At 65.5% G+C, this 13837-nt stretch carries 7 protein-coding genes; 5 read left to right on the forward strand and 2 right to left on the reverse strand.

Annotation, left to right across the window (positions count from 1 at the left end; genetic code table 11):
• Nucleotides 1-42 precede the first annotated feature (42 nt).
• Nucleotides 43-1956: an arginine decarboxylase gene (gene speA / locus KDB76_RS03275; protein ID WP_013970716.1), complete on the forward strand. Its 1914-nt coding sequence runs from the start codon at nucleotides 43-45 to the stop codon at nucleotides 1954-1956.
• 150 nt (nucleotides 1957-2106) lie between these two features.
• Entirely contained in the window at nucleotides 2107-2562 is a 456-nt protein-coding gene (locus KDB76_RS03280; protein WP_023662678.1) for a transposase, read from the forward strand.
• A 93-nt stretch (nucleotides 2563-2655) separates the two neighbouring features.
• Here KDB76_RS03280 and KDB76_RS03285 read toward each other — a convergent pair whose 3' ends face one another.
• Nucleotides 2656-3993: an MATE family efflux transporter gene (locus KDB76_RS03285; RefSeq protein ID WP_038408617.1), complete on the reverse strand. Its 1338-nt coding sequence runs from the start codon at nucleotides 3991-3993 to the stop codon at nucleotides 2656-2658.
• Between the two features lie 247 nt (nucleotides 3994-4240).
• On the opposite strand from KDB76_RS03285, the gene KDB76_RS03290 reads away from it, so the two are divergent.
• Nucleotides 4241-9142, forward strand: a complete 4902-nt coding sequence (locus KDB76_RS03290) for an alpha-2-macroglobulin (RefSeq protein ID WP_024086197.1) — start codon at nucleotides 4241-4243, stop codon at nucleotides 9140-9142.
• 161 nt (nucleotides 9143-9303) lie between these two features.
• Here KDB76_RS03290 and KDB76_RS03295 read toward each other — a convergent pair whose 3' ends face one another.
• Complete coding sequence (locus KDB76_RS03295; RefSeq protein WP_025337571.1) at nucleotides 9304-9597, reverse strand: hypothetical protein; 294 nt, start codon at nucleotides 9595-9597, stop codon at nucleotides 9304-9306.
• A gap of 77 nt (nucleotides 9598-9674) precedes the next feature.
• Between KDB76_RS03295 and pbpC the strand changes: the two genes are divergently transcribed.
• Together pbpC and KDB76_RS03305 are read left to right on the forward strand one after the other, a co-directional pair.
• Nucleotides 9675-12029 carry a peptidoglycan glycosyltransferase PbpC gene (gene pbpC / locus KDB76_RS03300; protein WP_038408619.1) on the forward strand — a complete coding sequence of 785 codons (2355 nt, stop codon included), beginning with the start codon at nucleotides 9675-9677 and terminating at the stop codon, nucleotides 12027-12029.
• Nucleotides 12030-12156: 127 nt separating this feature from the next.
• A complete protein-coding gene (locus tag KDB76_RS03305; RefSeq protein ID WP_038408621.1) occupies nucleotides 12157-13821 on the forward strand; it encodes a POTRA domain-containing protein in 1665 nt (554 codons plus the stop codon).
• Nucleotides 13822-13837: the final 16 nt, after the last annotated feature.

Consider the following 13837-nt stretch of genomic DNA (forward strand, 5'->3'; position numbering starts at 1 on the left):
CCTTGCGGGGCAGTGTCTTCGACTTATCTATAGGGGACTTGAATGTCCGTACGACGCACACGCAAAGACGATGGTAGCCAATGGACCGTGGCCGACAGCCGCAGTGTTTATGGCATCCGCCATTGGGGCGCTGGTTATTTCGCCATCAATGAAGCCGGGCGCGTCGAAGTACGCCCCAACGGCCCAAAAAGCGCACCGATCGACCTGTTCGAACAGGTCGACGAATTGCGCCAGAGCGGCCTGTCGCTGCCATTGCTGGTGCGCTTCCCCGACATTCTGCAAGACCGCGTGCGCCAGCTGACCGGCGCCTTCGATGCCAACATCGCGCGCCTGGAATACCAGAGCAAGTACACCGCGCTGTACCCGATCAAGGTCAACCAGCAGGAAGCGGTGGTGGAAAACATCATCGCTACGCAGAACGTCTCCATTGGCCTGGAAGCCGGCTCCAAGCCTGAGCTGCTGGCAGTGCTGGCGCTGGCGCCGAAGGGTGGCACCATCGTCTGCAACGGCTACAAGGACCGCGAGTTCATCCGCCTGGCGCTGATGGGCCAGAAGCTCGGCCACAACGTGTTCATCGTCATCGAGAAAGAGTCGGAAGTGGCCCTGGTGATCGACGAGGCCGCCGAGCTCAAGGTCAAGCCGCAAGTCGGCCTGCGCGTGCGCCTGTCGTCGCTGGCCTCGAGCAAGTGGGCCGACACCGGTGGCGAGAAGTCCAAGTTCGGCTTGTCCGCCGCCCAGCTGATTTCGGTGGTACAGCGCTTCCGCGATGCCGGCCTGGACCAAGGTATCCGCCTGCTTCACTTCCACATGGGCTCGCAGATCGCCAACCTGGCGGACTACCAACACGGCTTCAAGGAAGCCATCCGTTACTACGGTGAGCTGCGTGCGCTGGGCCTGCCGGTCGACCATATCGACGTTGGCGGTGGTCTGGGCGTGGACTACGACGGTACCCACTCGCGCAATGCCAGCTCGATCAACTACGACATGGACGACTACGCCGGCGTTGTTGTGGGCATGCTCAAGGAATTCTGCGACGCGCAGGGCCTGCCGCACCCGCACATCTTCTCCGAGAGCGGCCGTTCGCTGACCGCCCACCACGCCATGCTGGTGATCCAGGTGACCGACGTCGAGAAGCACAACGACGACGTGCCGACCATCGAGAACAAGGAAGCCCTGCCCGAGACAGTGCAGTGGCTGGTCGACCTGCTCGGCCCGACCGATATCGAGATGGTGACCGAGACCTACTGGCGCGCCACCCACTACATGGGTGACGTGGCCGCGCAGTATGCCGATGGCAAGATCAGCCTGGCCGAGAAGGCCCTGGCCGAGCAGTGCTACTTTGCCGTGTGCCGCCGCCTGCACAACTCGCTGAAAGCCCGCCAGCGCTCGCACCGCCAAGTGCTGGACGAGCTGAACGACAAGCTGGCCGACAAGTACATCTGCAACTTCTCGGTGTTCCAGAGCCTGCCGGACACCTGGGCCATCGGCCAGGTACTGCCGATCATCCCGCTGCACCGCCTGGACGAAGAGCCGATGCGTCGTGCCGTGCTGCAGGACCTGACCTGCGACTCCGACGGCAAGATCAACCAGTACGTCGACGAGCAGAGCATCGAGACCAGCATGCCGGTGCATGCGGTGAAGGAGGGCGAGGACTACTTGCTGGGTGTGTTCCTGGTTGGTGCCTACCAGGAAATCCTCGGTGACATGCACAACCTGTTCGGTGACACCGACTCGGTGAACATCTACCAGAACGCCGACGGTAGCGTGTACCACGCCGGTATCGAGACCCACGACACCATCGAAGACATGCTGCGCTATGTGCACCTGTCGCCGGAGGAGTTGATGACGCATTACCGTGACAAGGTGGCCAGCGCCAAGATCACTGCGCGGGAGCGGACTCAGTACCTGGATGCGTTGCGCCTTGGGTTGACCCGGTCTTCGTACCTGTCCTCGTGATTGCCAGGCCGCTCCCGCTTTTTTGTGGGAGCGGCCTTGCGTCGCGATATGAGGGCGAAGCCCTCACCGCGTCATACCTGGTAATGGTCCAGTCCTCGCCTATCGCATCAGCGCCGCTACCTTTGAATGCAATGTTCAAAGGAGGACGACATGGAAAGTCCCGGCTCCCATCGTTTACGTAGTGGCCGAGTGTCCGAACCAGGGCGTCTCTACCTGCTCACCACGACCACTCGCAACCGAACACCGTTGTTCAAAGACTTCTTGTTCGCCAGAACAGTTATCCAGCAATTGCGGCTCAGCGAAGAGCGCAAGGCGTGTCGATCTCTGGCGTGGGTCTTGATGCCGGATCATCTTCACTGGCTTCTCGAGCTTGGGCCGTCGAGCCTGGGTAGGCTGATGTGCGAGTTCAAGTCCAGAAGCAGTTGTGCGCTGTACAAGGTGGGGGCTGAAAGGCGGCATATCTGGCAGACCAGCTTTCATGATCGGGCTTTGCGCCGCGAGGAGGATGTGAGGGCAGTGGCGCGCTACATCATCGCCAATCCCATTCGGGCTGGCCTGGTGCGGCGGGCTGGTGATTATCCACATTGGGATTGTGTGTGGCTGTGAATCCGCAGGTGAGGGCTTCGCCCTCATTTCGCGACACAAGGCCGCTCCCACAAAGTCCTGCGTACGCCGATCAATGTGGGAGCGGCCCCGGCATTACTGAACCCAAAGCCCTTTTTCCTGCAACCTCCACCCCACCCACCCCAATGTCACCGCCCGCAACCCCATGAACCCGAGAAACGCCAACCACAACCCATGGTTGCCAAACGCACTCATGAGCACCCCCAAGGGCAGCGCAATCACCACCGACACCAACATCGCATTACGCATCTCCCGCGCCCGTGTCGCGCCTATGAACAAGCCATCCAGCAAATAGCTCCACACCGCAATCAATGGCAGCAATGCCAGGTACGGCAGGTACGGATAAGCCGCTGCCCGCACACTCTCGATGTCGGTCTGCAAATCGATGAACAGGTGCCCGCCCAGCAGGAACAACCCGGCAAACCCCAGGCTGGTGATCAGCGACCAGCCACAGGCCACCACCAGCGAGCGGCGCAATGTGTCGCGGTCGCGGGCGCCAATGGCATGGCCGCACAGGGCCTCTACCGCGTGCGCCAACCCGTCAAGCGCATAGGCAGTCAGCAGCAGGCCGTTGAGCAGCAGGGCATTGGCCGCCACGGTGGCTTCGCCCAGACGAGCGCCTTGCACGGTGATCAGCAGGAACACCAGTTGCAGCGCCAGGCTGCGCAGGAAGATGTCGCGGTTCACCGCCAGCAGCGGCCGCCAGGCCTGCCAGCACTTGAGCGCCGCCCACACGATCTGCCCCGGGTAGGCGCGCAGGGCCGGTTGGGTCAGGGCCAGGCCGAGCAGGGCGGCGCTCCATTCGGCGATCACCGACGCCCGCGCCGAACCCAGCACGCCCCAGTCCAGGCCAAGCACGAACCACAGGTTCAAGGCGATGTTCAGCAGGTTGGTGGTCAGCAGGATGGCCAGTGGCGCCCTGGCGTTCTGGGTGCCGAGGAACCAGCCGACCAGGGCGTAGCTGGCCAGTGCCGCGGGCAGGCCGAGCAGGCGGGTATGGAAGAAGTCTTCGGTGGCTTGCTGCAGGGCCGCGCTGGGCTGCATCGCGTGCAGCGCCAGCTGGCTGAAGGGCAGGGCCAGCAGGCCGATCAGCAGGGCGAAGCCGACCGCCAGCAATAGCCCTTGTACCAGTACCTGGCGCAACGCTGCACCGTCGCCACGGCCGGCGGCCTGGGCGGCGAAGCCGGTGGAGCCCATGCGCAGGAAGCCCATCAGGCCAACCATGAAGGTGAACAGCGTGGCGCCCACGGCTACGGCACCCAACTGGTGGGCGTGGGGGAGGTGGCCGATGACCGTGCTGTCGACCAGGGCTACCAGCGGCACGGAGATGTTGGACAGGATCATCGGCGCGGCCAGGGCCCAGACCTTGTGGTGGGTGGGGCGGTGCTGCCAGTCGGTGGTCAGTGAGGTCATCGGGTGTCCTGGGGAATCTTGGGGCTGCTGCGCAGCCCTTTCGCGACACAAGGCCGCTCCCACAAGAATCGTGTAAACCGAAGCCTGTGCAGTACCTGTGGGAGCGGCCTTGCGTCGCGAAAGGGGCGCAAAGCGCCCCCGCTTTTCTAAATTGCCAGCAGTGTACCGGCCATGCAGCCAATTCGCGCGACCATAGTTGCGCTATAGTTGCTGCCCTCACGTACACGCTGCCAAAGAGTTCTACTCCATGTTCAACAAAGGATTGTTGCTGGCCTGCGCGCTGGCTTTGCTCAGTGCCTGTGACTCTTCGACGCCGGACAAGCCGGCGCCATCCGAAAAGCCGGCGGCCACAGCGCCCGTCGCCACCCCGGCACCCCAACGCGAAGACCAGGCCGAACTCGGAAAACGCTACGAGGGCCGCGAGCTGACGGTGCTGGATGTTTCCGAAGTGCAGCTCGATGGCGCCGCGACGCTGTCGATCAGCTTCTCCGCGCCGCTGGATGCCAAACAGGACTTCGCCAGCAAAGTGCACCTGGTCGACACCGTCAAAGGCAAGCTCGACGGCGCCTGGGAGCTCTCCGACAACCAGATGGAGCTGCGTCTGCGCCATCTGGAGCCGCAGCGCAAGCTGGTGCTGACCGTCGACAAGGGCCTGCTGGCGGTCAATGGCAAGCAACTGGACAGCGAGTCGATCAGCCGCCTGGAAACCCGCGACATGCAGCCGACCATCGGCTTCGCCAGCCGCGGTTCGCTGCTGCCCACGCGCCTGGCCGAGGGTCTGCCGGTGATCGCCCTCAACGTCGACAAGGTCGATGTCGAGTTCTTCCGCGTGAAGCCGGACATGCTCTCGACCTTTCTGGTCAACTGGGGGCGCAACAGCAGCCTGTACTACTACCAGTCCAAGGAAACCCTGGACATGGCCGAGCTGGTCTACAGCGGCCGCTTCGACCTCAACCCCGCACGCAACACCCGCGAGACCGTGCTGCTGCCGATCGCCGGCATCAAGCCGCTGCAGGAGCCAGGCGTGTACCTGGCGGTGATGCGTGCCTCGGGCACCTACGACTACTCGCAACCAGCGACGCTGTTCACCCTCAGCGACATCGGTGTGTCCGCGCACCGCTACCGCGACCGCCTCGATGTGTTCGCCCAGGCCCTGGAAGGTGGCAAGGCGATGAACGGCGTCAACCTGGAAATCCATGACGACAAGGGCAAGCTGCTGGCCCAGGCCAGCACCGATAGCGATGGCCACGCCCAGCTGCCGATCACGCCCAAGGCCGACACCCTGATCGCCACCCAGGGCGTGCACACCACCCTGCTGCGCCTGAGCAGCGCGGCGCTGGACCTGGCCGAGTTCGACATCACCGGCCCGCAGGCCAACCCGCTGCAGTTCTTCATCTTCGGCCCGCGTGACCTGTATCGCCCCGGGGAAACGGTGTTGCTCAACGGCCTGCTGCGCGACCAGGACGGCAAGCCGGTCAAGGCGCAGCCAGTGAGCGTGGAAGTGCGTCGCCCGGATGAGCAGGTCAGCCGCAAGTTCGTCTGGGAAGCCGACAGCAATGGCTTGTACCAGTACCAGTTGCAGCTGGCCAGCGAGGCCCCGACCGGCCGCTGGCAACTGCTGCTCGACCTGGGCGGCGGGCGCAAGCAGGTGTATGAATTTCTCGTCGAAGACTTCCTGCCCGAGCGCCTGGCGCTGGAACTCAAGGGCAGCAGCAAACCGTTGTCTCCGGATCAGGATGCGCGCATCCAGGTCAATGGCCGTTACCTTTACGGCGCCCCGGCTGCCGGCAACCGCCTGAGCGGCCAGGCCTATGTTCGCCCACTGCGCGAGGCGGTACCGGCGCTGCCTGGCTACCAGTTCGGCTCGGTCACCGAAACCGAGCTGAACCAGGACCTGGAGCTGGACGAAGTCACCCTCGACCAGGCCGGCAAGGCCGTGGTCGATATCGAAAGCCGCTGGGCCGAAGCCCGCTCGCCGCTGCAACTGACCGTGCAGGCCAGCCTGCAGGAGTCCGGTGGCCGGCCGATCACCCGGCGCCTGGAACAACCCATCTGGCCGGCCGAGCGCCTGCCGGGCCTGCGTGGCCTGTTCGACGGCGAGGAAACCGACAGTGACGGGCCGGTGGAGTTCGAGTTCCTGGTGGCCGACCGCAACGGCAAGAAGCTGGCGGCCAACGACCTCAAGGTGCGGCTGGTACGCGAGCGCCGCGACTACTACTGGAACTACTCGCAGAGCGATGGCTGGAGCTACGCCTACAACGAGAAGTTCCTCACCCAGAGCGAAGAGACCGTCAGCGTCAAGGCCGGCTCCACGGCCAAGCTGAGCTTCCAGGTGGAATGGGGCCCGTACCGTGTCGAGGTGGAGGACCCGGAGACGGGCCTTGTGTCCAGCGCGCGCTTCTGGGCTGGCTACCGCGCCCAGGACAACGCCGAGGGCGGTGCGGTGCGGCCGGACCAGGTCAAGCTGGCGCTGGACAAACCGGCCTACGCCGACGGCGCTACCGCCAAGGTCACCGTCACCCCGCCCGCAGCCGGCAGTGGCTACCTGATGATCGAGTCCAGCGATGGCCCGCTGTGGTGGCAGGAGATCGACGTGCCCGCCGAGGGCAAGACGTTCGACGTGCAGCTGGACAAGCAGTGGGCCCGCCATGACCTGTACATCAGCGCGCTGGTGATCCGCCCGGGTGAGCGCAAGGCCAACGCCACGCCGAAACGCGCGGTGGGCGTGCTGCACCTGCCGCTGAACCGCGCCGAACGCAAGCTGGCGGTGAGCCTGCAGGCGCCGGAGAAAATGCGCCCGAAACAGCCGCTGACCGTGAAGGTCAAGGCTGCAAATGCCGATGGCAGTGTGCCTGAACAGGTGCATGTGCTGTTGTCGGCGGTGGACGTGGGCATCCTCAACATCACCGACTTCAAGACCCCCGACCCGTTCGCCAGCCTGTTCGGGCGCAAGGCCTATGGTGCTGACCAGCTGGATATCTACGGCCAGTTGATCGAAGCCGGCCAAGGCCGCCTGGCCAGCCTGGCATTTGGTGGTGACGCGGCGATGGCCAAGGGTGGCAAGCGCCCCAACACCACGGTGACCATCGTCGCCCAGCAGAGCCTGCCGGTGACCCTGGACGACAAGGGCGAGGGCCTGGCCACGGTCGATATCCCCGACTTCAATGGCGAACTGCGGCTGATGGCCCAGGCCTGGACCGACGAACACTTCGGCATGGCCGAAGGCAAGACCGTGGTCGCCGCGCCCTTGATCGCCGAACTCTCGGCGCCGCGTTTCCTGGCCGGTGGCGACCGTACCAGCCTGGCGCTGGACCTGGCCAACCTGTCGGGTCGTGCCCAGCAACTGAACGTTGAAATCATCACCGAAGGGCAGCTGAGCCTGGCGGCCAACGCCGTGCAGAACGTTGCCCTGGCTGAAGGCCAGCGCTCGACGCTGTTGATCCCGGTCCAGGCCCAAGGTGGCCTGGGGCAGGGCAAGGTGCATGTGCGGGTCACTGGCCTGCAGCTGCCGAACGAGCCGACCGGCGCGTTCGAGCGCGAGTGGACGCTGGGCGTGCGCCCGGCTTACCCGGCGATGCTCAAGCACTACCGCGTGGCCTTGAAGGACCAGCCATGGACCCTGCCTGAAGCAGACCTGGCCGCCTTCGAACCCGCCGGGCTTGAAGCCAGCCTGGCCTTGTCGAGCCGGCCACCGCTGAACCTGGCCGAGCAGATCCGTGCCCTCGAAGCCTACCCCTACGGTTGCCTGGAGCAGACCACCAGCGGCCTCTACCCGTCGCTGTACGCCGATGCCGACAGCCTCAAGCGCCTGGGCATCAAGGGCGAGCCAGCCGATGTGCGCAAGCGCAAGATCGAGATGGGTATCGAGCACCTGCTGGGCATGCAGCGCTACAACGGCAGCTTCGGCCTGTGGAGCTCGGACAGCGAAGAAGAATACTGGCTGACCGCCTATGTCACCGACTTCCTGCTGCGCGCCCGTGACCAAGGCTATGGTGTGCCGGCCGAAGCGCTGAAGAAGGCCAGCGAGCGCCTGCTGCGCTACCTGCAGGAGCGCAACCTGATCGAAGTCGACTACAGCGAGAACGCCGAACACACCCGCTTCGCCGTGCAGGCCTATGCGGCATTGGTGCTGTCGCGCAGCCAGCAGGCGCCGCTGGGTGCCCTGCGTGGCCTGTTCGAACGCCGCGCCGACGCCCGCTCTGGCCTGCCACTGGTGCAACTGGCGGTGGCGCTGGACAAGATGGGCGACAAGCCGCGTGCCGAGCAGGCCCTGCAGGCAGGCCTGGGCATCAGCCGCGGTAAAGGCTGGATGGCCGACTATGGTAGCGCCCTGCGCGACCAGGCACTGATCCTGGCGCTGCTGCAGGAAAACAACCTGGCCAGCCGCCAGGTCGACCAGCGCCTGTTCGCCCTGTCGGATGAGCTGGCGGCCAACCGCTGGCTGTCGACCCAGGAGCGCAATGCGCTGTTCCTGGCCGGCCGTGGCCTGCTGGGCAAACCGGAAGGCCAGTGGCAGGCGCGCCTGGACAGCGCGGGCGAAGTGCGCGAGTTCAACAATGCCGAGTCTGGCATGAAGCTCGAAGGCCCGTTGCTGGCTTCGCCGCTTAGTGTGCAGAACCAAGGCAGCGAGACGCTGTACCAGCAACTGACCTTGTCGGGTTACCCACGCCAGGCGCCTGCGGCCGTTGGCAACGGCATGCAGATCCGCCGTGAGTACCTGGGCATGAATGGTCAGCCGTTGGATCTGCATAACCTGCGCAGCGGAGACCTGGTGCTGGTGCACCTGGCGCTCAAGGCTGAAGACCGGGTGCCGGATGCGCTGGTGGTGGACTTGTTACCGGCGGGCCTGGAGCTGGAAAACCAGAACCTGGCGCAAAGTGCCGCCAGCCTGGAAAACGCCAGCAGTGCGGTGAAGGAATGGCGCGAATCGATGCAGAACGCCAGCGTGGTGCACCAGGAGTATCGCGATGATCGTTACGTCGCCGCGCTCAAACTGGACAGCTATGGCACCACCCACCTGCTGTACCTGGCTCGGGCGGTGACCCCGGGCACCTACCGCGTGCCGCCGCCGCAGGTTGAATCGATGTACCGGCCAAACCTGCAGGCTGTGGGGGATGGGCAAGGGGAGATGACCGTAAAAGCCCGCTAAGCACCTGCCTTGCGCGTACTATGTGGGAGCGGCCTTGTGTCGCGAAAGGGCCGCAAAGCGGCCCCGGCATTTCAAGCGGCGGAGCTGAGATCCTGGGGCTGCTGCGCAGCCCTTTCGCGACACAAGGCCGCTCCCACAGGTCTGCGCCGGGCAGTTCAATGTCAGTGAATCACCCAGCTCATCACCCACAACCCCAACAGCAGCCAGATGATCCCGAGGATGATCGAGGCGCGCATGAACGCGCGGATTGCCGAGTACAGCAGCACCAGCCCGATGATCAGGGCGAGGATGCTGAGCAGCGAGGTCTCCATGCCCAAGGTGCGCGCCAGGCCATCGATGAAATTGCCTCCGGCACTGGCCAGCAGGTTGAACAGCCCGCTCAATGCGTCGACGATGAAGCGGATCAACGACCCCAGCGCCTGGCCCAGCCACTCGAAAAAACCTTCTACATGCATAGTTGCTTCCTGATGAACGAATCGGCGATGTTGCCGTTCCCAAGCCTTTGGCCATCACCTGGCCAGGTCGGTTCCCGATGCCAAGCTTAACGCGGCCGAATACCCGTGCGGGCAGGCTGTTGCGCGCCACGGCGATCGGCATGCTGGTACTGTTCGGCCTGTTGTGGCTGGCCGACCGCCTATGGCCGCTGCCCATGCCCGGAGACGACTTGGCCCGCGTGGTGCTGGCCGAGGACGGCACGCCGTTGTGGCGCTTTGCCGATGCCGATGGCGTGTGGCGCTACCCGGTTAGCCCCGACGAGGTTTCGCCGCTGTATCTGCAGGCGTTGCTGACCTATGAGGACCGCTGGTTCTACAGCCACCCCGGGGTCAACCCGTTGGCCCTGGCCCGTGCTGCCTGGCTGAACCTGCGTGGCGGGCGTGTGGTGTCGGGCGGCAGCACGCTGTCGATGCAGGTCGCACGCCTGCTCGACCCGCATGAGCGCACCCTGGCCGGCAAGCTGCGCCAACTATGGCGCACGGCGCAGCTGGAATGGCACTTGTCCAAGCGCGAAATCCTGCAAATCTACCTGGACCGCGCGCCCTTCGGCGGCACCCTGCAGGGCGTGGCGGCGGCCAGCTGGGCCTACCTTGGCAAGTCGCCCATGCACCTGACCCCGGCCGAAGCGGCACTGCTGGCCGTGCTGCCCCAGGCGCCCAGCCGCCTGCGCCCGGACCGCCACCCCGAGCGTGCCCAGCGCGCCCGGGACAAGGTGCTGCAACGCCTGGCCGAATACCAGGTGTGGCCGGCTCAGCAAATCCGTGAGGCTGCCGAAGAACCGCTGGTGCTGGCGCCACGTCAGGAACCGGCCCTGGCGCCGCTGCTGGCCCGGCGCCTGAACAGCGCCGACAGCCCGCCGCTGATCCGTACCACACTCGACGCCGCACTGCAGCGGCGCCTCGAAGACCTGCTGCTGGGCTGGCGCGCGCGGCTTCCAGAGCGCACCTCCGCTGCCATTCTGGTGGTCGATGCGCAAACCATGGCGGTGCGTGCCTACCTGGGTTCTATCGACCTGGCCGACGAGCGCCGCTTCGGGCATGTCGACATGGTGCGTTCGTTGCGCTCGCCGGGCTCCACCCTCAAGCCGTTCCTCTACGGCATGGCGCTGGATGACGGCCTGATCCATTCCGAGTCGTTGTTGCAGGATGTGCCGCGACGCTACGGTGACTACCGCCCCGGCAACTTCTCCATGGGCTTCAGCGGGCCGGTGTCGGCCAGTTCGGCGCTTGCGCTGTCGCTCAACCTGCCGGCGGTGCAGCTGTTGGAGGCCTATGGTCCGAAACGCTTTGCCGCGCAACTGCGCATGGCGGGCATGCCGCTGATATTGCCGCCTCTGGCAGAGCCCAACCTGTCGTTGATCCTGGGTGGCGCGGGCAGCCGCCTGGAGGATCTGGTGGGTGGCTACGCTGCGCTGGCGCGGGGTGGCAATAGTGCGAGGGTGCGCCTGCAACCGCAGGATCCGTTGCTGGAACGGCGCCTGCTGTCACCAGGGGCTGCGTGGATCATCCGGCGCATCCTCAGCGGCCAGGCGCGCCCCGACCGCGACCCGCATGCCGAGCTGGTGCAACGCCCGCAACTGGCGTGGAAGACGGGCACAAGCTACGGCTTTCGCGATGCCTGGTCGATCGGCGTGGGCCCGCGCTACCTGATCGGCGTATGGATTGGCCGCCCCGATGGCACACCGGTCCCCGGCCAATTCGGGCTGGCTTCGGCAGCGCCGCTGATGCTGCAGGTGCACGACCTGCTGAGCAACCGTGACAGCCAGCGTGGCATCAGCGTGCCGGTGGAGCGGGTGCCGGCGAACGTCGGCGTGGCTGCGATCTGTTGGCCACTGGGCCAGCCGATGAGCAAAAAGGACCCCAACTGCCGGCGTCAGCGTTTCGCCTGGACTTTGGACGGCACTACGCCGCCAACCCTGCAGGCCGCCGACCAGCCACTCGGCCTGGGCCTGCGTGAAAGCGTATGGGTCAACGACCAGGGGCTGCGCGTCGATGGCAGTTGCCCGGGCGCCAAGGCCCGCGATATCGCCCTATGGCCCGCCCCGCTGGAGCCTTGGCTGCCACGTGTGGAGCGGCGTGCGGCGCGCCTGCCGGCCATCGATCCGGCCTGCCCGCCGCATGTGCCGGTCAGCGCGCCACCGCTTTCGATCGTGGGCGTGCGCCCGGGCGACAACCTGCGCCGTCCGGCCACCAGCAGCGAGCCGTTGCAACTGCATGTGTCGGCGCTGGGCGGCGGCGGTCGGCGCTGGTGGTTCCTCAACGGCCAGCCATTGGGCGAAACCCTGGGCCAGGACAGCCTGCTGGTGCGCTTCCAACAGGTAGGCCAGGCCGAAATCAGCGCGCTGGATGAAAGCGGCGAGACGGCGCGCGTGGCGTTCCAGGTCAGCGAGTAGCCGTTCGACGAGGGCCGAGGCAGCACCTACGCTTGCAGGTAACGGGTGTGACCGGCTGGCGCCCCTGATGCCTGTCAGTCAAGCAATTTGGGGCCGCTTTGCAGCCCCAGGGAACATGGAGCGCGCTATGCGTCCTCTGGCCGTGCCCCTGTTGTTGCTGCCTTGGGCGCTTGCGGCCCATGCCGAGCCTTTGCCAGGTTTTCTCGACAGCCATGAGTACGAACGTCGCCTGCCCGGCGCCAACCTGCCGATAGACGCCTACCGCCCGGTCAGTGCTCACCTGCAGCTGGCCGAGGAGGATGGCGACAGCCCCGCGTGGGCGCCTGCGAATACCCGGCTGGTGCTGCATAAAGTGCGCTTCGAAGGCGGCACGGTGTTCCCCCTGAGCGACCTGCGCGAACACTACCAACCGCTGATCGGGCGCCAGACTACCTTGGGCGAGCTCCAGCAGTACACCGCGCGCCTGACCCAGCGCTATCGGCAGGAAGGCTACCTGTTGTCTTACGCCTACCTGCCGCCGCAGGAGGTGGCTGATGGCCAAGTCAATGTGGTGCTGGTCGAAGGCTATATTCGGGATTACCGCGTGGTCGGCGATATCGGCCCGGCAAGCGCCTATCTGCACCAGCTGCTGGAGCGGCTTGCAACCGAGCGCCCGCTGACCCGGGAAACGCTGGAGCGCTACCTGGGCCTGGCCGAGCGCCTGCCAGGGGTGACGATAGACCCACAGCTGGCCATGGCGCGAACCGCTGATGGTGCCACGCTGTTGACCGTGCATGCCCGGCGCAAGCCGTTCAGCGCTGCCGTTACCGTGGTTGATGGCAACCGCGACGATGCGCAGGCGCTGCTGACGGCAACCAGCCACGCCCAGACCCGCTTTGCCGAACAGATCCAGGCCAGCGTGTTGCTGCCACCAGGGAATGACCAGGTGCATTATCAGCGCCTGGCTTACAGCCAATACCTGGATGCGGGCGGCAGCCAGCTGCTGCTGTCGGCCTCGCGTTATCGCAGCGAACCGGGCACGCGGATTCGGCTGGATGATGGCCGTGATATCACCCGCAAGCGCGACAGCGATCGCTATGCGATCGGCCTGCGCCAGCCGGTGATCGTCAGGCCGGATGAATGGATGGTGGTGCAGGGGCAGGTATATTCGGTCAGTGAGCACTTCGAAGACCGGGTAGATGGGTTGCCATCGGCACGGGACTACGACACCTACGTGCGTGCGCTGTCATTCGAGGGCGACTGGCGCAAGGTGGAAGAGGGCCGTTTGCGCATCGTCAGCGCCGGGGTCTATCAGGGCCTGGATTATCTGGGGGCACGCAGCGATGCCGACTACGATCTGGATTTTCTGCGGTTGCGGCTTTCCGGCTTGCAGAGCGACAGGTTGCTCGGTAACTGGCAGGGGGTGGTGTCCGGGGCGCTGTACTGGAGTGATGACCGCTTGCCCGACAGCGAGCGTGCGGGGTTTGGCGGGCAGAGTTTCGGCCGTGGCTACCCGCGCGACCAGGCGGACGGGGACAAGGGCTGGGGTGTGGCTTACGAGGTGAATTACAGCATGCACGCCAACTGGCTGGCGTTGGTGCAGCCCTATGTGGTGGTTGATACGGCGCAGGCCTGGCATAACCGGGGGCCTGTGCAGGATGCCCACCTGGCTTCGGCGGCGCTTGGTGTGCGGTTGGGCGATGGGCGCTTGTTCAATGTGGCGCTGGAGCTGGCCAAGCCTTTGGCGGATGCGGCATTGGACAGCCTGGACCGTGGGCCTCGGCTGACTTTGACGCTTGGCGTTCAAATGTAAGGGGGCGCTGTGGGCT

The sequence above is a fragment of the Pseudomonas sp. JS425 genome (genome assembly GCF_018223845.1).
GTDB lineage: Bacteria > Pseudomonadota > Gammaproteobacteria > Pseudomonadales > Pseudomonadaceae > Aquipseudomonas > Aquipseudomonas asiatica.

Bases quoted from the DNA above. Each gene is read 5' to 3' on its own strand.
- speA (WP_013970716.1), top strand. From the start codon at position 43: ATGTCCGTACGACGCACACGCAAAGACGATGGTAGCCAATGGACCGTG.
- KDB76_RS03280 (WP_023662678.1), top strand. From the start codon at position 2,107: ATGGAAAGTCCCGGCTCCCATCGTTTACGTAGTGGCCGAGTGTCCGAA.
- KDB76_RS03285 (WP_038408617.1), bottom strand. From the start codon at position 3,993: ATGACCTCACTGACCACCGACTGGCAGCACCGCCCCACCCACCACAAG.
- KDB76_RS03290 (WP_024086197.1), top strand. From the start codon at position 4,241: ATGTTCAACAAAGGATTGTTGCTGGCCTGCGCGCTGGCTTTGCTCAGT.
- KDB76_RS03295 (WP_025337571.1), bottom strand. From the start codon at position 9,597: ATGCATGTAGAAGGTTTTTTCGAGTGGCTGGGCCAGGCGCTGGGGTCG.
- pbpC (WP_038408619.1), top strand. From the start codon at position 9,675: ATGCCAAGCTTAACGCGGCCGAATACCCGTGCGGGCAGGCTGTTGCGC.
- KDB76_RS03305 (WP_038408621.1), top strand. From the start codon at position 12,157: ATGCGTCCTCTGGCCGTGCCCCTGTTGTTGCTGCCTTGGGCGCTTGCG.